Consider the following 20,576-nt stretch of genomic DNA (forward strand, 5'->3'; position numbering starts at 1 on the left):
CCCCGGTCCGGACCAAGATGACTCGCGGCCTTCTCCGCAACACCTTGGTCTTGCTGACCGCCAACCACGTTTTCACCGACCACTGCCTTGCGCACCAAACACGTTGTGTGCCAAGCTTTAAAGAGGATACGGTATGCGAGTTTACGACACGCTTATTCTCCACCTTCCGGCAAAAACACGCTTCGCGGCCGCGGCCGTGGCCGCGGCCCGGGAGTATGCCTCGGCTGTTGGCTTTGACGGCAGGGATCTCTCCCGGATCTGCCTGGCCCTGGAAGAGGCGGTCTGCCACGCCGTCAGCCTGGGCTACGGCGGGGAGCGGGACATGCTGCGCGTCACCCTGGGCCGGACCGCCTTGGGGCTGCAAACAAGCATCCTGTCCAAGGGACTGCCCCTCGACGAAGAGGCCCTGCCCCGGTTTGATCCGCACCGACTGCAATCCGAGGAAGACATGACCGGCATGCATGCCCACCTGCTCCGCGGTATGGTGGACAAGGCTGTTTTCGCGACCCTCAAGGGCAACAGGCGCAAAATCACCTTGTTCATCAACCTGCCGGTCGGATCCGCGGCCCACGGTCAGCCTGACCATGCCCAGCAAGATCCGGTGTCCAAGGATCCCGCACTGACCACGATCATCCGCCCGGCCGGACCGGAAGATGCGGAAGGGATTTCCCGGCTGGCCCTGCGTGCCCATGGCTCCCTTCTGTTCAACGCGGACATTTATTACCCGGCACGGGTCCGGGAAATGCTCGAGCAGGGCGAAATGCGCTCCATGGTGGCGGTAACGCCGCGCGGGGAAATTCTCGGGCACGGGGCGCTCGTGGCGGAAGCGCCCGGGGGGCTGGTGGAGGAGATGACCTACGCGCTCGTGGACCGACGCGTGCGGGGTCGACACTGCTCCGACGAACTCGCGGCGGCTCTGCTGGCCAACGCCCGTGAACGCGACCTGCATGGCCTCCATGCCCTGGCCGTCTGCAACCATGTCCTTTCCCAGCGATCCGCCCTGGCCGTCGGTTTTCGGGAATGCGCCCTGCTCCTGGGGGCCAGCCCTCCGTCCAAATCCTGGAGCAAGGCCGAAAAACACTCTGACGCTGCGCAGGAGCCGCATCGCATCGCCAATCTCCAGTTGATCCTGCCCCTGCGTCCGCTGCCTCCCGCCCCCCTGTTCGTCCCAAGGCGGCACGCGGCCATGACACATCGCATCCGCGAGCACCTGGGCATGACCGGTGCGGATGCGGGGCGCACCTCCCGGACATGCGGTGAAACCGGGCAAAACGATCTTCAGGGCGGCAACGCGCGGATCCGGGTGGAAACCGATCCCAAGGAAGGATGGGCCTGGATCGTCGTGCTGGATTACGGCAAGGACGCGGTAGGCCGCGTGGCCCGCCAACAACGTCGGCTGTGCGCCCAGGGCCTGTCCGTGATATTCCTGATGCTCCCCCTGGACCTCCCGGCCGCGGCAACCATGACCCAGGGCTTCGAGGAAATGGGATTCTTCTTTTCCGGGATCACCCTCTGCCCCCAAGGCCGGGTCCACCTGGCCCTGCAATGCGTCAACGGCGACCCCGGATACGACGCGGTTCAGGTCCATTCGCCCTTTGCCCGCGAACTGCTGGACTACGTCCGGGCGTGCGGAAGCGGCAGGCCTGCTGAAGAGACCTCTTGCAAAAAGCCATGATTTTTTAGCCAAACAGCTTGTTCATGGCATTTGCCGACATGTCCAGGATGTTCAGCCTGGCATCCTGCTACAACACCGCCTCCTTGCTCGGCCCCGGCACGCAACCCAAACGCCGCAACACCACCATGGGGAGCATTACCAGACGACACCGCGGCGGCCGGTACGGCCCGCACAAGTGATTGGCGATTTCCCGGGTGTGGGCTTTACGTTGTTCCTGGAGGTGTAGGTTCATTGGGTTGAGGCTTCCTTTGGTGCTGGTATTGCCACCTTCCTTGCCGAGTGGTGATTTAGAGGCCGGATGTGGAGCCCCTTCCACGAAAGATTCCCGGTGCAGGACAGCTACGCCGACCAATCCTGATCCAGTAAAAAGTCAATGAGATTTTTATGGATGATGCCTTCCCGGCTCAAGTCAAATCTGTCCAGACTCAAGACTCTTTTCGGAAAATTGTCCCGAACCGCCAGAAGCGACGAGAATTCCCGTTCCGCCACGGTCTGGTCAGGGATCAGGTACGCGACCTGGATATAGATTTTTTGCGATGCTTTTTCAGCGACAAAGTCGATCTCCTTGCCGTTCGACTTCCCGATCCGCACTGTGTATCCCCTGCGCAACAGTTCGAGGTAGACGATGTTTTCCAGAATCTGATTGATGTCTCTCTGGTTGTGTCCGTAAATGGCTTCCCGGATGCCGTGGTCGGCCAGAAATATTTTCTCATGAAATTTGAGTAGTCTTTTTCCCTGCACATCTTCACGCGGCACGAGGTAAAGAAGGCATGCATCCTGGGCGTAGGATATGTAGTTGTATATTGTTTCCAGGGATATCTTCCTCTTTTCGTGCTTCAGATACTTCAAAATGCTTGATCCGGAAAACGAGTTCGCCACATTCGCGAGAAGATACCCAAGCACACGCTCAAAAAGCTCTACATCCCGAAGTGAATGTCGTGCGACAATATCCTTGAGCAATATCGAGTTGTATATGTCCTTCAAATAGTCGTGAGCCGCGGCTGCATGCAGACTGTTTTCATGGAGAAAAGGCATTCCGCCATATTCAAGAAACCTGGCGAATGCCTCGTCCGGCGACGATATTTCTTTTTTTTCCGCCAGTATTTTGGTCACTTCCTGGAATGAAAAGGGGTAGACGGATATTTCAATATACCGGCCGGCAAGGTAGGTGGCCAGTTCTCCAGAAAGCAGTTTGGAGTTCGATCCGGTGATATAGAGATCACAGTCCAGATCCACTCTCAAGGAGTTGACCATTTTCTCCCAGCCGTCCAGTTCCTGGATTTCATCCAGAAAGAGATACGTCCTTCCGCCGCTGCTCTCGCTTTTCCCCCTTATTTCCTCGTAAACGCTTCGCGCATCGCGATTGGCGTACGCCATGCTCTCGAAGTTGATCGTCAGGATTTGCTGCTCCGAGACGCCATCGGCCATCAGTTCCCGTTGAAGGAGTTGCAACAGTGTTGACTTGCCCGAACGACGAATCCCGGTGAAGACCTTGACCACATCCTTGTCAATAAAGGGTCTGACCCGGTTGATGTAGTTTTCCCTCTTGATCATGCCCACCTCCCCTGGCTGGGGATGGTATGCTTCCATGACGAAAACAGCAACATGTTTTTCAGGAAGTTTACGGCGTATCGAAATCTTTATGGGGCTGGGGTAGTGGGGGAAAAGGATGGTCCGGCGAGCAAGCGTCAACCTCCTGGAAGGCGAGAGCGGATCACCCGGTCTGACCGTAATACGCCCAAACTTGATCGAAGGATCGGCTAAAGGAGCGGTTTTCCATGTAGTTTCGGGCCTGGGTGCGCATTTTTCGCAGCAGGTCCGGGTTGTCCAGCAGGGTGGTCATGGCCTGGCGGTAAGCTTCGGCGGTGGTGGAGGGGACGATGAATCCGGTTTGGCCGGGAATCAGGTTTTCCTGGGGTCCGCCTTCGGCGGAGACGATCACCGGCAGGCCGGAGGCCTGGGCTTCCAGGACCACGTTGCCGAAGGTGTCCGTGGTGCTGGGGAAGACGAAGACGTCGGCCGAGGCGTAGGCCTGGGCCAGGGCTTCGCCGTCCAGGTAGCCGGTGAACACCGCGGGCGTTCCGCCGAGATTGCGCTCCATCTCCTCCCGATATGGGCCGTCGCCCACGATGATCAGCCGCACGTCGTTCCGTTCCCGGGCCAGATCCCGGAAGGCCTGCTCCAGGATGTGCAGGTTTTTTTCCTTGGACACCCGGCCCACGTAGAGCAGTTTGGCCTCGTTGCGAAGCTGGAAGCGCTTTTCATAGAAACCGTTGCGCTTGGAGGGGTGGAAGCGCTCGATGTCGATGCCCCGTGGGTAGACCCGGACCTTTTCCGGGCGCAGGCCCTTGGCGATCAGTTCGTTGGCCGTGGCGTGGGACGGGGCGAAGACCAGGTCCATCTGGTCGTAGTACCACAGCGTGAACCGCCACATCAGTTCTTCCATGGCAAAGTCCTGGGTCAGGCATTTGGTGTATTGGGGCAGGGAGGTGTGGTAGGTGCCGTAGATGGGCAGGTGCATCAGCTTGGCCAGGGCCAGGGCGGCCAGGCCGATGGGACCCGGGGTGGCGGAGTGAATGTGCGTGATTTCCTTGTCAAAGCAAAAGCGCATCATTTCCAGCACCGGCGGATAGAACAGCTTCAACTCGGGGTATTCGGGCAGTTCGAAGACGCCGATGGGGGTGAAGTTTTGCACGCCGTCCGCGGCCCGGACCGCCTCGTCCGGGGCGCAGGTGATGATGGTCATGTCCTTGCTGGTGGCCTGGGCCAGGGAAAGCTGCTGCTGAAGGGTCAGGGCCACGCCGTTGACCTCGTAGTAGGTGTCCGTGAAATGGGCCACCCGGGCGGCGAGGTGCTCTCGTGACCCGTTCCGGGTATCGTTCCGGGCACCATCTCGGGTTTCTTGCCCTTCGCCTTGCTGTTCCTCGGGCATCCTTTTGTCAGCGGCCAGGGCTTCCCGAATTTCCCGGCTGAATTTCCGGTCATGGGCGAACATGGAGTAGGAGAGGAAGTAGGGGGCGAGCAGGGTGTACAGGGCCCCGGCCGAGCCCAGGGAGTGGAAGATGTTGAAGATGCTGCCCTGGGCGATTTTGCGCAGCATGTGGTCCGCTGAATGCTTCATGACCTGGTTGGCGGAGCGGTTCACGAAGGAGAACCACGCCTTGCCCTGACCCTCCCGCCCGTTGTCGCTGGAGCGGACGATGGACATCAGTTCCGGGTCGTTCCAGATCAGCCGGGCCGTCTCGTAGCGCAGCAGGTCCTGGAGCTGCTCCGGAGGGTTGCGACGGGAGCCGGGTCCGATTCTGGGGCGAATCCTCTGGGACCAGAGGGCATGCAGGGAGCCCAGCAGCCCGGATTCCTCCTCCCGGCCCGGATACAGGTTGCGGTCGATGAACTTGAGCAGAATGTCCTTGTTGACGTGTTTTCTCAGCTCGAATTTCTGGGCGTAGAACTGGTAGGCGATGCTGTAGAGGTTGTGGGCCAAAGTCTGGGGAGAGGAGGAAACGCCCACCGGAATGGCTTCGCCGTTCCGGACGCCATTCAGAAAGCCGGTCACGTCCCGGCGTCCAGGCACCACCGTGTGCGTCCGGGCCATGTTCAGGGAGCTGTGGTCGTCCGAGCCGCCGGTGAGGTGCTTGATCCAGGGCTCGGGAGGCAGGGCGGCCCGGTCGTGGACGTTCTCCAGACGCTGGATGTCCTCCGGGGAGAGACCTCCAAGGATGCGTTTCAGGTTGATGTTCAGGTGTTCGTCCCGGGCCCCGTTGATCTCGAAATGCTTGAACAGCAGCAGCAACTGTTCGAAATGGGCCTTGGTCAGCTTGTCGTTGACCGAGAACAGCGGGTGGGCCAGGACGTGCAGGATTTCGGCCCGGCGCAGATACTCGGCCAGATCAAAGACGTTGTCCCGGTATTTCTGGATTTCCCGGTGCTGGGCCTCGGTGATGTCGTAGGCCAGGACGTGGACCTTGCAGCGATCCTCGGGGAAGTAGGCCGTGATCTCCTCGCTGACGAAGGTGTCCGGCAGGTGGGCGATGTCCAGGCTGCCCTCGATGGTGTTGTGATCCGTAATGGTGATCAGGTCCATGCCCTTGTCCCGCAGGGTGCGGTAGAGGTGCAACGGCTCGGTGTAGCTCTCCGCGCATCCGATCTTTTGCAGCACCCATTGGGACGGACGTTTGGAATACTTGGAGTGGACGTGCAGATCGGCCTTGGTCGTTGGTTCCATATTCACCTCCCTGGTATGTTGGGGAAGTGGTACCCGGAACAGGTGACGAAATGACGACAAGGGGGTGACCAAAGATGACAGGCTTGTAAAAATCTCGTGACATTTCGCGTTGTCACCGAATCTTCACATTTCAGTCACCCGGCGGTCATGCTTCGGAGCGGGAATGGGATAGTGAGCGGGCGGTAGTTCACTTTCCTGAATCTTCAGCCGGAGGATGTCCGTGATGAGCGCCACCGCAACTGCTTCGCATCGTCTGATCGACCTGCCTTCACCCTTTGTCCGTCCGCTGCCCAGCAAATTGTTCGGCCTAGCCAAGCCGTCCCTGGAGAAAGTGCTGGCCCTGAGCTATTTGAACCGGAAGTACGGGGAAGTCCTGTCCGACCTGGATCAGACGCCGGAGGGGCAGGACCAGGTTGATTTTCTGGAGCGGTCCCTGAAGGCCCTGAACATCGGCGTGGTCCTGGATGACGCGGAATTGGAGCGCATTCCAAAGGACGGACCGGTGGTCGTGGTGGCCAACCATCCCTTCGGGGCGCTGGAGGGGCTGGTCATGGCCGCGGTGCTGCGCAAGCGGCGGCCGGACCTGAAGATCATGGCCAATCACCTGCTGGAACGGGTGGGGGAGTTGCGGGACTTGTTCCTGTTCGTGGACCCTTTCCTGGGCGGGGCGAACACGGTGCACGGCAACGGAGCGGCTCTGAAGAAAATTCTGGCCTGGCTGCGAGAGGGCGGGTTGTTGGGGGTGTTCCCGGCCGGGGAGGTTTCCCACTTGCAGGTTTTGCGGCGGACCATGGCTGATCCGCCCTGGAGCGAATCCGTGGCCCGGATCATCCGCAAGACCGGGGCCGCGGCGGTGCCGATGTTTTTTCAGGGAACCAACGGCCCGTTGTTTCATATGGCCGGACTGATTCATCCGCGGCTGCGGACCGTGCTGCTCCCCCACGCCCTGGTGCGCAAGTCCGGTTCGCAGATCCGGGTGCGCATCGGTCGGCCCCTGGGACCCAAGCACTTGGCCGGCTGTCCCACGGACGCCGATCTGATCGCCTACCTGCGCCACCGGACCTATCTTCTGCAATGCGGGTCCAAGCCGCGACGCAATAATCCGACGGGCCATCACCCGCTCTTGCCGTCGATTGCGTCGGACGGGCCGCCAACGGAACGTTCAAGCGGGCGGGTTGCGGAGGCCGCGCATGCCGCCGGGAACTCGCTGCATCTCGAACAGCAGGCCCTGTCCGCGGACCAGATCCTGCTGGAAACCGATGAATTTTGCGTCCATCTGGCCGAGGCCCGGAACATTCCTCATCTGTTGCACGAAATCGGTCGGCTGCGGGAAATGACCTTTCGGCTGGCCGGGGAAGGAACGGGCAAGGAGGTGGACCTGGACATCTTCGACGCCCACTATCTGCACCTGTTTCTCTGGGACAAACGGGAGCAACGGATTGCCGGGGCCTACCGGCTGGGGCGCACGGACGTGATTCTCAAGAATCACGGAGCCAAGGGGCTGTACACCAGCACCTTGTTCTCGTTTCGGCCCGGATTCTGGGACAAAGTTGTTCCGGCCCTGGAACTGGGACGGTCCTTCGTGCGCCCGGAATACCAGAAGAACTACGCCCCCTTGCTCCTGCTCTGGAAGGGCATCGCCCGGTTCATTCTGCGCCATCCGGAGTACCGGACCCTGTTCGGCCCGGTGAGCATCGACAACGAGTACCACCGCTTTTCCCGACAACTGATGGTGGGCTTCTTGCGGGCCCACGGCCACATGCACGAACTGGCCGACCACGTCCGCCCCCGTCGTCCCTTTCGCCAACGCCGACTGTTCCGCCTGGACGACTCTCTGCTGACCATGATGTCCAAGACCATCGACGACGTCTCGGACATCATCACGGACATCGACCGCCACAAGACCGGGGTTCCGGTGCTGTTGCGCCAGTACCTGAAGTTGGGCGGAAAAATGCTCGGATTCAACGTGGACCGGGAATTCAGCGACGTCCTGGACGGCCTGGTTTTGGTAGACCTGCTCCAAACCGACCGCCGAACCCTGGACCGGTATCTGGGCAAGGAAGAGGCCAGGGATTTTCTGGCTCTGCACCGGGCCGGGGAAAGAGTGTCGAGAGGAGGGCAAAGCGGATCGGGCGGCGGAGGTGTAGCCGCGATGGCGGGGTGAAGGGGAACGGGTGATGAGTTGAACGACGATACCGGATTGTCGTTTCCGTGTCGTTCAGGTGTGCGCGTTGAAGGTGAACGGATTGAGGGTGGGTACGGAGAAGACTTTGAAATCGGAGATATTTCTCGTGACGACGGTCAGACCGTGTACGGAGGCGATGGCGGCGATCATTGCGTCTTCATAGAGGGTGTCGGATTTGCGGTGCATCATTTTCGCCCAAAGTCGAAACGCGGGGACATCCATGGGTAAAATATTGGAGGCATCCGTGAGCAAATCCAGCCAGGCCTCGATTTCCTTGGCCTTGCGGGCGTCTTGATCCCGGCTCAACTCAATGCCCGCTTGGATTTCCCCGATCGTCACCGCGGACACGTACAGGTCACGCTCGTCAATGGATTCCAGCCAGGCAATGACGGCTCCATGCGGGCGAGGTTTGCGCAGTTCCGAGACGACATTGGTATCCAGCAGGTACATGACTCACTCCCATTCGCGAACCTGACGGCGTCGAGCTCCGCCTCGCTCCGGAACAAGAAATTCGGTGCGCGGAGACTTCATCAGCAGGATTTGTTTGAGGGATGGACGGGCCGCGGCCTGGAGGCGTCGCCATGCATCAATGGGCAACAGCACCGCTGTTTCGGTTCCCCGGCGGGTTACGACCTGGGGGCCTTTGGAGACGCAGGCGTCAAGTAATTCGCTGAAACGAGCCTTGGCATCTTGTACCGGCCATGTCTGCATCACTTCACCTCTGCTTTGGAATTGAATCGACGGGCAACCAGAAGACTAGTTAGCTGACTAGTTATCCCGTGTCGGTGTTGGAGTCAAGACATCGCCTCATCTTCGGACCGGATACCGTCTCACGCTTTCCTTGGTTTTATTGTCACCGTCACGCAATTGTCATTCAAACGTAACGCGAAGTGATTGTTCCGGGCTTTGGATTAAGGGTAGTTGTAGGGCTGAGGCGGCTCTGAAGGCTGTTTCGCGAACTTCCCTTTTTACCCAAACCCAGAAAGGAGCAATCGGATGACAATTTTTAGCTCTTACGCGTTGCGGTTCGTTATGGTCTGCGCCGTGGTCTGCTGCGCGGCTGTCGGATTTTCGGCGTCCCAGGTCCGGGCCGACGAGATCACGGTGTACACGTCCTACGAAGAGGATGAGGCCGCGGCGTTTTTGGCGGCCATGCAGCGGGATCTGCCGACGCTGAAGGTGAACATGCTGCGGCTGTCCACCGGGGATCTGCACGCCCGGATGCTGGCCGAGGCGGGCAATCCCCGGCACGACGTGATCTGGGGCTGGGCCGTGACGAACATGGTTGACCCTCGGATTCAGGACATGCTGGAGCCGTATCAACCCAAGGGTATCGATCGGATTCCGGCCCGGTTCCGCGACTCTGACGGACGCTGGTTCGCCAAGACCGGGTACATGGCCGCGTTTTGCGTGAATAACGAAGTCCTTCAGCGCAAGAATCTGCCCATGCCCACTTCCTGGGAAGATCTGCTCAAGCCCGAGTTCAAGGGTGAAGTGGTCATGCCCAACCCGGCCAGCTCCGGCACCGGGTATCTGCAAATCGCCTCAATCCTGCAAATGAAGGGCGAGGAGGCCGGGTGGAAGTATCTGGCCGAGCTGGACAAGAACATCGCCCAGTACATCAAGAGCGGTTCCCGGCCCTGCAACGTGGCCAGTGCCGGGGAGTTCGCCGTGGGGGCCTCTTTTGCCCTGCGGGCCATCAAGAACATCGACGAAGGCTATCCCATCACAATGATTATTCCCTCCGAAGGAGCCGGCAACGAGCTGGAAGCCTCCGGCTTGATGAAGTCATCAAAGAACAAGGAAGCTGCCAAGCGGTTCCTGGACTGGACGGTCAGCAAGGCCGCTGTGGACGAGTACTACAAGTGGAAGGAAATCGTCACGGTCAGCGGCGGGTCCATGCCGGAGTCCTTTCGCAAGGCCGGCTTGCCCGCGGATATCGGTACGGTAATGGTGGACATGGATTTTGCCTGGTCCGCGCAAAACCGGGACCGGATTCTGCAGCAGTGGCAGGACAAGCTGGAGCGCTAGGCTGTCCGCTGAAAAAATCCCAATTCCGCGCGGCCTTCAGGCGAATGTCTGAAGGCCGTGTTTCGTAGAACATCGATCGGACGAGGTGACGCGATGCCCTTGGATATTCGGAATGTGACCAAGCGATTCGGCGAATTGAAGGCCCTGGACGACGTCTCCATTTCCATCGGGAACGGGTCTTTGGTTTGTTTTCTGGGTCCGTCGGGGTGCGGGAAGACGACATTGCTGCGGGTCATCGCCGGGCTGGAGCCGCACGATTCCGGGGCGCTGTTCCTGGACGGCCGGGACTTGTCCCGGGTTCCGGCCCGGAACCGCAACTTCGGGGTGGTGTTTCAATCCTATTCCCTGTTTCCAAACATGACCATCGCGGCCAACGTGGCCTACGGTCTGGAATGTCGGGGCTGGTCCAAGAAGGATGTTGGACGGAGGGTGGAGGAGATGCTCAGTCTGGTGCATCTCAATGATCAGGCCGGAAAGCATCCTCACCAGCTTTCCGGGGGCCAGCAGCAACGCATCGCTCTGGCTCGGGCCCTGGCGCCGAATCCGGCGGTGCTTCTGCTGGACGAGCCGCTCTCTGCCTTGGACGCCAAGGTCCGCGAGGAGCTGCGCGTGGAAATCCGGGAGCTGCAACAGCGGCTGGGCATCACCACGATCATGGTCACCCACGACCAGGAAGAGGCCCTGACCATGGCCGACAAGGTCGTGGTCATGCAAAGCGGACGGGTGATGCAGGTCGGGACGCCCATGGATCTTTACCGGCGGCCGCGAAACCGGTTCGTGGCCGAGTTCATCGGTCGGATGAACCTCGTCCCGGCGGACCTGGGCCTGCCGGTGCCGGAAAACGGTCGACCGGCCGGGACACGGCCCACCATCGTGGGCATTCGCCCGGAGGACATTCAACTTCTGGCGGAGCAGGACGCCCGGTGTCGCCTGCATGCCGTGGTGGAGCACATCACGCGGCTGGGCAACCTGACCCGGGTGAGCCTGCATCTGCATCACAACGGGAAGGACGCAAGTGTTGGGACCGACGGATCGAACCTTCCCGTGGTGCGCCTCTTGGCCGAGGTTCACGGGGTGGCCGAAGGGCTGGAGGTGGGCATGTCCCGGTGCGTGACCGTGGCCCCTGAGTCCGTGCGCGTGCTGGAGTGGCAATGAATCCCGCCCCGTCCCGGGGCGGGGCCGCGCAGGACTTGCGGGCCGGCGGTCTTGCGCCCAACGTGTCGTTAAACTGGGAACCCCTGCTCAAGGTGCTGGTTGCCGCGGCCATCGCCGTGCCCTTGCTGGTCTTCGTGCTGTATCCCCTGGTGCATATCCTGGGGCGCAGCTTTCAGACCCCGGACGGGCTCGGCCTGGCCAACTACGCGGCGGTGATGGGCTCGCAACGCTTTTTGCGTCTGGTGTCCAACAGCTTCGCGGTGACCACGGTGACCACGGTGATCACCGTGGTTTTGGCCTACGGCTTCGCCTACGCGGTCCAGCGGACCCGAATGCCGCTGCGCAACCTGTTCCGGCTGATCGCCCTGGTGCCCCTGTTCGCTCCGTCCCTGGTCCAGGCCCAGGGTTTGGTCCTGCTGTTGGGCCGCAATGGATTGATCAATCGCACCCTGGGCACGGACTTTTCCATTTACGGCTATTGGGGCATCGTGATTTCCAGCGTGCTTTACGTCTTTCCCTACGCGTTTCTGATCTTTTCCGCGGCCCTGGCCTTGGCGGACAACCGGCTCTACGAATCCTCGCGCATCCTGGGGGCCGGTCCGCTGCGCAACTTCTGGACCGTGACCCTGCCTTCCACCCGCTTCGCCCTGATCGCCTCCTCCTTCGTGGTCTTCACCCTGGTGATCACGGATTTCGGCAATCCCATGGTCGTGGGCGGGGACTACAGCGTTTTGGCCACGGAGGTCTACAACCAGGTTATCGGCCAGGCCAATTTCGAGCTGGGCACGGTCATCGGCATGGTGCTCCTGGCCCCGGTGGCCGTGGCCGTGGCCTTCGAGAAATGGATCAACCGCCGGGGGTACGCCCAGATTTCCGAGGGCTCCCAGCCTTTGGACGTCCGGCCGGATCGACTCCGGGACGCTCTGTTCACCGGGTACGCGGTGCTGATCAGCCTGGCCATCCTGGCCGTGCTGGGCATCGTGATCTTCGCCAGCTTCACTCACCTCTGGCCCTACCGGATGGACTTCTCCCTGCGTCACTACCGGTTCGACGTCCAGGGCGGCATCCAGCCGCTATGGAACAGCATCTCCATCGGGCTGATGGCCGCCGGGGTGGGCGTGCTGGCCACGGGACTGGCGGCCTATGTCACGGAAAAATTTCGCACCGTGCTGGATTCGCCCCTGTATTTCCTGTGCATCGTCCCGGCCGCCGTACCGGGCATGGTCCTGGGGCTGGGCTACATCCTGGCCTTCAACTCCCCGGGCAATCCCATCTATCCCCTCTACGGCACCTTGTTCCTGATAGCGATCTGCAACGTCTATTACTATCACGCCCAGGGCTTTCTGATCGCCTCCACCAGCATGAAGCAGATCAGCCACACCTTTGACGAGGCATCCTCCACCCTGGGGGCGACCTTTGCGCGGACCATGCGCAAGATCACCCTGCCATTGATGTGGCCGACCCTGGTGGGGGTGGCCGTGTTCTTCTTCATGCGCAGCATGGTCACACTCTCCGCGGTGATCTTCCTGGTCACCCCGTCCACCCAGGTGGCCGCGGTCTCTGTGCTGCTCCTGGAAGACCGTGGCGCGATCAACCAGGCCGCGGCTTTTTCCGTGTGCATCATGGCCGTGGTCGTGGCCGCCCTGCTGGTAGCCCGGGCAGTCCTCACTGCTTTCGGATTTCGCCACATCTCGTTGATCCGCTGAAAGTCCGTTGAAATACTCCCAATTGCCGCATCACCGCAAAAGTCCAAACTCTCACGAATCAAGAAATACGCTTCGACCTTGCACTTGAGGTTTTGAACGGACTGCCGATAAAGGATTTTCCGCGGATTGCTAATCCAGAAGCTCCAATAATCCGGTTATGTCCGGCAGGACGATGTCGGCCGAGCAGGCGAGCCGGGCCTTTGCGCTTGCGCCGCTCAGAACCCCGATGCGGGCTCCCAGGTTGGCGGACCGGGCCGATGTCATGTCGTGATCGCTGTCGCCGATCATGGCGACCTGTGCGGGCGGCAGGCTGACGGCGCGACAAAAGGCCAGGGCCATGCCCGGGCCCGGCTTGGCTCCATGACCGCTGTCGTATCCAGCCACGAAATGCAGCATTCCCTCCAGACCGAAGCGGCGAACCGCGGCCCAGGCCGCGTCCTGACCGTCGTTGGTGGCCAGCCCCAGGAACATGCCGCACCGGGTCAACCTGGAGAACAACGCGGGCAGATCCGTAACCGGCACCGCATTGCGCGGCCCTTCCCGGGCGAACAGCAGGTCCAGATGCTGCCGGAGCAGATCCCGGCCCATGACCGCCCCCAAGCCGTGCCAGAGCCCGGCCAGTTCCCCGGAATGTCCGGCGGCGATGATCGAGTCGGCCTGAAAGGTTCCGCTGTCCGTATCGTAGCCGCCGACGGCGAGCAGTCGCGACGCCAAAGCCGGATCACCGCCAGCCGCCATGGCCGCGGCGGCCTGCATGACCGGCCGCCATGAGGCATGGAAGTCGAACAGGGTGCCGTCCTTGTCGAAAAGCAGCCCGCGAATGTTGGAGAGGATGTTTGAATTTGGCAAGGAATGCCTTCCGGATTTGGACGATGGTTCAGAACAACTTGCACATTGTCAGGCTCAGGCAAACGCGCTCATGGCGGGCGTTCGTTCCCGGAGTCCAGTTACTTGCTCGCCCTTACCAGACTTTTTTCAATACACCATTATCGGTCCAGCATCTCCCGGACCTTGGCCAGCAGCTTCTTCATGGTGTGCGGTTTGGGGATAAAGTCGGCGGCTCCAGCCCGCAAGACCACGTGGGCTTGGCCCTTGGAGGAAAAAACGTTGGCAATCAGAACTTTGACCTTGGGGTTAAGGCGGAGCAGTTTTCGTGGACTGCTTCACGGGGGGCTGGTCGGGTGATACGTGAACCAGGAGACCTGTTTACGTTCCAACGTGGAGAAGTGCTGATCCGCGAGGCCATGGATCCGGGTATGTCCTTCGTGGTGCCCCTAGCCGCGGCCATTGTGGAAAGCCGCGGCGGGATGCTGGTCCACGGCGCGATCATCGCCAGGGAATACGGCCTGCCCTGCGTCACGGGAGTTACCGAGGCGACGCGCAGGTTCAAGACCGGGGACATGCTCCTGGTGGACGGCTACAGGGGGATGGTGGTGTTTCACCGGAATGACAAATCTATCGATGAAAAGCCTACTCCGCCCGCAGGGCCTGGATGGGATTCAGGGCCGCGGCCTGGCGGGCCGGGTAGTAGCCGAAGAAGATGCCTACGGCCGCGGAGACGCCGACACCCAGAAGCAGGGCTCCGTGGACCAGCTCGAACCGCCATTCGGAGTAATGGGCGATGCCGTACGACGCACCCACGCCGATAATGATGCCCAGGATTCCGCCCACCAGGGAGAGCAGCACGGACTCGATCAGGAATTGCCACTGGATGTCCCGCTTCTGCGCGCCAAGGGCCCGGCGGATGCCGATCTCCCGGCGGCGTTCGCTGACCGAGACGAGCATGACGTTCATCACGCCCACTCCGCCCACGACCAGGGAGATGCTGCCAATGGCCCCCAAAAGCAGGGTGAACATCCGGGACTGGCGCTCCATGTGCTCGATGATCTGTTCCGGGCTGGTCACCCGAATCTGTTTGGGCCGGGGCTGTTCGGCAAAGTGGGCACGGGCTTCGGCCGTGGCTTGGCTGGCGGTAACCCCCGGCTCCAGCCTGGCCATGATCGTACGGATGGTGTTTTGCGGCGAGACGCGCAGGACCGTTGTGATGGGCAGCATCAACCCTTCGCTGGCCTCGTAGGGTCGCATGGCGCCCATGGCCGCGGGACGCAGAATTCCGGCCACGGTCAGTTTGCGGTTGTCGAAATAGACGTGCTCCCCGATACCCAGGATCATGCCCTGCCCCTGCAACCGGTTGGCCAGATTGCCGCCGAGCACGGCATGGGACATGAGCACGTCCAGGTCCGAGATGAACCGGCCTTGATCCTTCTCCAGCTTGTTCATGTCGAAAAAGGATTCGGTCACGCCCAGAAGCGGGATGGAAACCCGCTGGCCCTCGCGACGCAGCTCGCCAAAGGCCGAGACGTACGGGGCCACGGAGCGGATCGTGTCCAACCGCTCCGGCAAGGCCAGGGCTTCCTCCAGGCTGAATCCGGTCGGGGCGCTGCTCCGATCTCCCCGGCCCTGCTCAATCTGGATGGAGATGATGTCCGTGCCCATTTCCATGAACTGGCGCAGGGTTTCGCGCTGGGCCAGGGCTCCGGTGGAGACCAGGGCGATCACCGAGCCGATGCCGATGACGATGCCCAGCAGGGCCAGGATGGAGCGCTGCTTGGCGGCGATCAGGGATCGGGAGGCTTCCCGGAGGTTGGCCTTGAGCATCATGGCGTGGTCCTCGCCTGAGCCCCGTCCGCGATCACCCCGTCCTTCATCCGGACCACCCGTCGGCACTGGGCCGCGATGAGCGGGTCGTGGGTGATCAGGATGGTGGTAATTCTCTGGGTGGCGTTGAGTTCCAGAAACAGGTTCATGATGTCCTGGCCCACCTGGGTGTCCAGGGCCCCGGTGGGTTCGTCGGCCAGGATGATGGACGGCGAACCGGCCAGGGCACGGGCAATGGCTACCCGTTGCTGCTGCCCCCCGGACAGCTCAGTGGGCTTGTGACCGGCCCGCTCGGCCATGCCCACTCGCTCCAGCATTTCCCGGGCAATCCGTCGCTGTTCCCGCTCAGCCATGCCCCGGTAGATCAAGGGCAGGCAGACATTTTCCAAGGCCGTGAGTCGGCCCAGCAGATTGAACTGCTGAAAGACGAAGCCGATCTTCTGGTTGCGGATGGTCGACAGCTCTCGGTCTGACAGGGAAGAGGTTTCCCGGCCCTCCATCAGATAGCGGCCCGAAGTCGGCTGATCCAGAAAGCCGATCACGTTCATCAGGGTGGACTTGCCGCAACCGGACGTGCCCATGATGGACACCAGTTCCCCGGCCCCCACCTCCAGATCCACCCCCTTGAGCACCTCAACTTGCACCGGCCCCAGGGTAAAGGACTTGCGAATGTTTTCCAGCTTGAACAGGGACATGGTTACCAATCCACCAATCGATCTTCCACTTGCAGCCCGGAGAGAATTTCCACCGCGCTCAACGTGGTCATTCCGGTTTGGACTTCGCGTTCCTCGATCTGGTCGTTGTCCAGGAGCACCCGGACCAGGGTCTGACCGCGCTGGGTGCGGACGAGGCGCAGAGGGAGGAGCAGAGCGGCGGGGTTGTCGTGGACCAGGACCTCCAGGTCCGCGCTCATGCCCACGCGGATCACCTCTTCAGCCTCCGGATTCAGTTCCGGGATGGTGATCTGGACGTCGAAGGTCGGGGCTTGGTGTCCGCTGCCCCCGGTGGCCTGGGCTGAGATATGGGCCACCAGGCCGGACAGGGTCAGGCCGGGAAAGGCGTCGCCCCTGGCCGTGACCTTCTGGCCTACGGCGAGCTTGCCGATGTCCACCTCGTCCACCTTGGTCAGCACCCGCAGCCCGCTCAGGTCGCCCAGGGCCAGCAGGGCGGTTCCGGTCGTGACCCGCGCGCCCCGGTCCAGGGAGGTTTTCTTGTCCTCCTCCACCGTGGGCCGGACCACCACGCCGGACGCCGGAGCCAGTACCCGGGCCTGGGCCATCTGATTTTCCAGCTCCGTAAGCCGCAGCTCGGCGTTGTCCAATTCCATGCGGGCGATCATCACGTTGTCCGGGTTGCCCTTGTCCCGGGTGGAGGCCAGGTCTTCCCGGCTGGCGATCAGATCCGTGGTCGAGGACTGGACCTGCTGTTTGGCGGTGTCCAACTCATTGGCCGGGATAAGCCCGCGGGAATAGAGCAGCTCACTTTCCTCCAGCTTGCGGCGGTCGGTCTCCAGCTTGTTCTCGGCCCGCTCCACGCTGCGCCGGGCCCGGGCCATTTCCTGGCCGTTGTCCCAGTCCCGCAGCTCGGCAAACTTTTGCGCGGCCTTGATCCGGCCCCCCCGGGCCTCGCGCAGCTTGACCTCCAACTCGGATACGTCCAGCACCAGCAACAGGTCGCCCTGGCGCACCCGTTGGCCGAAAATAAAATGGTTTTCCAGAATCCGGGCGTCAAAGGGCGCGGAGACCACGATCTCCTCCACGGGCTGGAGCCGACCGGACAGGGAAATCGTGGCCGTCAGAGGTTGGGTGCGCACCGTATGGATCTGGGGGGGCGGAGCATCGGAGACCGGCGCCGGGGCGGTCAGTCCGGATAGGGACTTGAGCGGGGTGAAACCCTGAAAGTAAACGACTCCCAGGCTGACGAAAAAAAGGATCACGCCCAGAGTAGCCAGAATGCGCACTACTTGGGCCCGCTTCAGTGTCTGGGTCAGGCGGGCGTTGGACTCTTCCAGGTCGGTGTAGGCCCTGGCGAGCTTGCGACTGTTTTCCCGCTCCTGCTCCTGCAGGGTCTTCAGGGCCGTGATGTCCGAAAAAACCAGAATTACGCCGCGGGCTTGGTCGTCCTCTTCGCCGCGCAGATAGGAGGAGGTCAAGGAGAGAGTCGCCCGTGCTCCTCCGGGGCGGATGAAGTCCACGGTTTCCTGGCGGCCCACGGCCTTTTCGAAAACCGCGTCCAGCACCACCTGGTTGAACTCGTCGTTGGCCTCGTCCATGCTCAGAAAGACCTCGGCAAAGGTCCTTCCGCGCACCCGGCTTCGATCCAGGTTCAGGATATCCGCGGCAGCCGGGTTGAACAGGGTTATCCGGCCTTGTAAATCCAGGGCCATCACCCCGTCGCGCATGTTTTCCAGAATATTTTGATGCAAATGGTCCGCGGGGTTCATGACGGATCCTTTTCAGTTTAGCGGTCCAGCAACCAGACGTTGCGTCCGAGGTACTGTTCTTCAAGATCGGCGCGCTCCGGGACAAAGGCGATGTCCCAGGTGTCCAGGGTCGTGGCCAGGAGGGCGTCCAGTTCGGTCAGGGAATTCTGGTAGTTGATGATGGAGTCGTTGAAGCTGTTGCGGGCGTTGCGCAGCCGGTCCTGCTCGGTGATGAAGTTGGTGTTGGACATCTGGCCCAATTGGTATTTCAGTTCGCTGAAGTGATAGGTCTGTTCGGACAGATCATAGGTGCGCCTGGCCAACTCGACCTGCTTCAGGCTGGATATCACGGCCAGCACCCGCTGGCGCACGGATTTTTCCAGGTTCTCACGGGCCGTGATCAGGGCCATTTCCGCCCGGCGCAGGGCGATGCGCGCCGAAAGCAAGGGCTGCTCCCGGTCGTACTTGGGATCGCCGAATATGGGCAAGGGGATTTTCAGGGACACGCCGACCCGCCATTCATCCTCGCGGGAGCTCGGATCCGGGTGTCGATGGCGCCAGCCGTCGGAGTAGGCCCCTTCCAGATCCAGATCCCAGCGCCGCTGATTCAGGACGTCGTCCAGGTTCATCCGAGCCAGTTCCAGGGCGTTTTTGGCGGCCAGGTAGCTCTGGTTGCGTTCCAGGGCCAGCTCAAGACATTCCTCGTAAACCGGGGTTATGGTTCGCAGCTCGATGGGCTCGGTCAGGGCGATGGCCGAGCCGCTGTCCAGTTCCAGGCGGCGGACCAGATTCAACTGGGCATTGTCCAGCTCCTGCCGCGCGTTTTCCAGGTCCAGTTCCTTCTGGGCCAGGTCTGCCTCGGCCTGCAAGCTCTCGCTGGCCGCTCGCCGACCAGCGGCAATGAGGACTCTGGTATCCTCCAGATGCTTGCGGGCCTTGCCCAGAGAATCCTCGGCAAGTTCCAAGCGCTGCTTGGCTCGCATCATGGCCCGGTAATCCGAGATCACCCCGTTGATGGTGCCGATGAGCGTGTCCCGCAGGGCGCGGACGTTGTCTTCTTCCTGCATCGCGGCCCGGACCAGGGATGCGGTGTTGTACCGGGTTCCGCCGCCCTTGAGCAGGGGCTGTCGAAACCCCACGGCCCAGCCGGTCAAGCCGCTCTCCCGACTGCTGCGCCCATCGCTGTGAGTTCGGATTCCGGTGATGGTGTTGTCCCAGGCAAAAGACAGTTCCGCCCCGGTGGGTACCTTCTGGGTCACGCTGGTGATGATCCCGGCGTTCACGGTCTCGGTCCGCGACCGTTCCGCTTCCGGGCCGTCCGCGACGAATTTGGTGGAGGAGCCGGCGACCGAGGCATCGGTCCTGGGTGATATTTCCAGATTTGGCCAGAACTTGGACATGTCTTTTCCTAAGGAAAATTTTTGAAGCACCCGGCCCAGGTAGGCGCTCTCAATCTCCCGGTTCTGGCGCAGGGCCAGATGGATGGCCTCGGTCAGATTCAGTTCCAGAACTTCGGGCAAGCCGAGCTGAGCAGGCGACGGCAGGACGTATTGCGTGGCCCCGGAGAGATTGCCCGTCTCGTCTTGAATCTCGCCTTGCGAACCAGTTGCGGCCTGAAGCTGGGACCGCAACAAGTGCAAACCCGGATTCCGTTCCGCATCCCGTGTCAAATCCCGGGCCTTGGCCGACGAGGGCCAGAGTGCAAGGAACAGCAAGAGTGGCAGAAGCGCCCAATTCGCTCGACGAGAAAAATCTGGCATGCACGAACCTGTTTCAGTCCAACTTCCTTAGCGGAGCCGTTGATATGGGGTGAAGCGGTCTGCTTACCTGCACGCGCCGATGGAGTCCAGAGCACACACCCTGCCATCCGTCCAGATGGCCTGGGACAGGTTCGCGCCGCGTAGATTGACATTGCCTAGGTCCGCGTCACGGAGATCCGCGCGGCGAAGGTCGGCGTCTTCCAGGTCAGCGCCGTAAAAGTTGGCTCGGCGCAATATGGCCAAGCCCAGCCTGGCCCGACGTAGATCAGCATTCTCGAGAACGGCCGAGATCAGCCAGGCTTCGCCCAGATTGGCCTCGCGCAGGTTGGCCCCGACCAGCATGGCTCTGTTCAGGCTTGCCGTGCGCAAGTCGGCTAGCCGCAAGCCGGCGTCGTTCAAAATCGCATCATTCAGACTCGCCCCGCGCAGATCGGCCTGGTTCAGTTTCGCGCCTTCCAGGTTGGCCTCCATCAACCTGGCCCCGCGCATATCGGCCCCGTCAATGTTGGCCCCGCGCAAATCCGCCCGGATCAGGTTAATCTGAAGCAGCGAGGCGGAAAGCAGGACAACGTCGGGCAGCTCGTAACCCTCCAGCTCGGCATGGTCCAGGTTGCACTGCTCGCATTGTCCGGTCTCCATCAGCCTCTCGAGATGTCGTACATCAAAAGCCCATCCAAGCCCGACCGAATACAGACCCAGCAACAGCCCCAGGCTGGCGGCCAGCAAAATTGCCCGTGCTCTTCCCATGACATTTCTCCT

The 20,576-nt window shown here is 61.5% G+C and carries 17 protein-coding genes and 1 pseudogene; 7 read left to right on the plus strand and 11 right to left on the minus strand.

From position 1 onward, the window contains the following. The first annotated feature begins 133 nt into the window (after positions 1-133). Together C6366_RS02710 and C6366_RS19480 are read left to right on the plus strand one after the other, a co-directional pair. Positions 134-1,675 carry an ATP-binding protein gene (locus C6366_RS02710; RefSeq protein ID WP_107735808.1) on the plus strand — a complete coding sequence of 514 codons (1,542 nt, stop codon included), beginning with the start codon at positions 134-136 and terminating at the stop codon, positions 1,673-1,675. 23 nt (positions 1,676-1,698) lie between these two features. Then, complete coding sequence (locus C6366_RS19480) at positions 1,699-1,854, plus strand: hypothetical protein (RefSeq protein ID WP_158269611.1); 156 nt, start codon at positions 1,699-1,701, stop codon at positions 1,852-1,854. Positions 1,855-2,014: 160 nt separating this feature from the next. Here C6366_RS19480 and C6366_RS02715 read toward each other — a convergent pair whose 3' ends face one another. Beyond that, positions 2,015-3,229: an ATP-binding protein gene (locus tag C6366_RS02715; RefSeq protein ID WP_107735809.1), complete on the minus strand. Its 1,215-nt coding sequence runs from the start codon at positions 3,227-3,229 to the stop codon at positions 2,015-2,017. Between the two features lie 160 nt (positions 3,230-3,389). Then, the gene (locus C6366_RS02720) at positions 3,390-5,900 is read right to left on the minus strand and encodes a glycosyltransferase (RefSeq protein ID WP_107735810.1); all 2,511 of its coding nucleotides are present in this window, start codon (positions 5,898-5,900) and stop codon (positions 3,390-3,392) included. Positions 5,901-6,123: 223 nt separating this feature from the next. On the opposite strand from C6366_RS02720, the gene C6366_RS02725 reads away from it, so the two are divergent. Further along, positions 6,124-8,064, plus strand: a complete 1,941-nt coding sequence (locus C6366_RS02725) for a lysophospholipid acyltransferase family protein (protein ID WP_158269612.1) — start codon at positions 6,124-6,126, stop codon at positions 8,062-8,064. Positions 8,065-8,118: 54 nt separating this feature from the next. Here the strand turns inward: C6366_RS02725 and C6366_RS02730 are convergent, their stop codons facing one another. Then, a complete protein-coding gene (locus C6366_RS02730; protein WP_107735812.1) occupies positions 8,119-8,535 on the minus strand; it encodes a type II toxin-antitoxin system VapC family toxin in 417 nt (138 codons plus the stop codon). 3 nt (positions 8,536-8,538) lie between these two features. After that, positions 8,539-8,796: a type II toxin-antitoxin system Phd/YefM family antitoxin gene (locus C6366_RS02735; RefSeq protein ID WP_107735813.1), complete on the minus strand. Its 258-nt coding sequence runs from the start codon at positions 8,794-8,796 to the stop codon at positions 8,539-8,541. 285 nt (positions 8,797-9,081) lie between these two features. Here C6366_RS02735 and C6366_RS02740 point away from each other — a divergent pair, with 285 nt between their 5' ends. The 3 genes from C6366_RS02740 to C6366_RS02750 all read left to right on the plus strand — a co-directional run bounded on the left by C6366_RS02740 (position 9,082) and on the right by C6366_RS02750 (position 12,977). After that, positions 9,082-10,116 carry an ABC transporter substrate-binding protein gene (locus tag C6366_RS02740; RefSeq protein ID WP_199221404.1) on the plus strand — a complete coding sequence of 345 codons (1,035 nt, stop codon included), beginning with the start codon at positions 9,082-9,084 and terminating at the stop codon, positions 10,114-10,116. Positions 10,117-10,209: 93 nt separating this feature from the next. Continuing rightward, on the plus strand, positions 10,210-11,271 hold the full coding sequence (locus C6366_RS02745) for an ABC transporter ATP-binding protein (protein ID WP_107735814.1): 1,062 nt from the start codon (positions 10,210-10,212) through the stop codon (positions 11,269-11,271). Continuing rightward, positions 11,268-12,977, plus strand: a complete 1,710-nt coding sequence (locus C6366_RS02750; RefSeq protein ID WP_107735815.1) for an ABC transporter permease subunit — start codon at positions 11,268-11,270, stop codon at positions 12,975-12,977. The genes C6366_RS02745 and C6366_RS02750 overlap by 4 nt, the downstream gene beginning before the upstream one ends. A gap of 129 nt (positions 12,978-13,106) precedes the next feature. Here the strand turns inward: C6366_RS02750 and C6366_RS02755 are convergent, their stop codons facing one another. Beyond that, complete coding sequence (locus C6366_RS02755; protein ID WP_107735816.1) at positions 13,107-13,826, minus strand: HAD family hydrolase; 720 nt, start codon at positions 13,824-13,826, stop codon at positions 13,107-13,109. Between the two features lie 137 nt (positions 13,827-13,963). Then, positions 13,964-14,056, minus strand: a complete 93-nt coding sequence (locus tag C6366_RS20540; protein WP_199221405.1) for a response regulator transcription factor — start codon at positions 14,054-14,056, stop codon at positions 13,964-13,966. 102 nt (positions 14,057-14,158) lie between these two features. Between C6366_RS20540 and C6366_RS20615 the strand changes: the two are divergent. Then, positions 14,159-14,392: pseudogene (locus C6366_RS20615) on the plus strand (PEP-utilizing enzyme); the annotation flags it as partial. Between the two features lie 55 nt (positions 14,393-14,447). On the opposite strand, the gene C6366_RS02770 reads toward C6366_RS20615, so the two are convergent. The 5 genes from C6366_RS02770 to C6366_RS02790 form a co-directional block, all read right to left on the minus strand. Beyond that, positions 14,448-15,638: an ABC transporter permease gene (locus C6366_RS02770; RefSeq protein ID WP_107735818.1), complete on the minus strand. Its 1,191-nt coding sequence runs from the start codon at positions 15,636-15,638 to the stop codon at positions 14,448-14,450. After that, positions 15,635-16,330 (minus strand): ABC transporter ATP-binding protein, encoded by a 696-nt coding sequence (locus C6366_RS02775; RefSeq protein ID WP_107735819.1) that lies wholly within the window; start codon positions 16,328-16,330, stop codon positions 15,635-15,637. Before C6366_RS02775 ends, C6366_RS02770 begins: the two co-directional genes overlap by 4 nt. A 2-nt stretch (positions 16,331-16,332) precedes the next feature. After that, positions 16,333-18,078: a PAS domain-containing protein gene (locus C6366_RS02780; RefSeq protein WP_107735820.1), complete on the minus strand. Its 1,746-nt coding sequence runs from the start codon at positions 18,076-18,078 to the stop codon at positions 16,333-16,335. Between the two features lie 17 nt (positions 18,079-18,095). Further along, the gene (locus tag C6366_RS02785) at positions 18,096-19,817 is read right to left on the minus strand and encodes a TolC family protein (protein ID WP_107735821.1); all 1,722 of its coding nucleotides are present in this window, start codon (positions 19,815-19,817) and stop codon (positions 18,096-18,098) included. Between the two features lie 63 nt (positions 19,818-19,880). Then, on the minus strand, positions 19,881-20,564 hold the full coding sequence (locus C6366_RS02790; protein WP_158269613.1) for a pentapeptide repeat-containing protein: 684 nt from the start codon (positions 20,562-20,564) through the stop codon (positions 19,881-19,883). Positions 20,565-20,576: the final 12 nt, after the last annotated feature.

This window comes from Desulfonatronum sp. SC1 (assembly GCF_003046795.1).
Classification (GTDB): Bacteria; Desulfobacterota; Desulfovibrionia; order Desulfovibrionales; family Desulfonatronaceae; genus Desulfonatronum.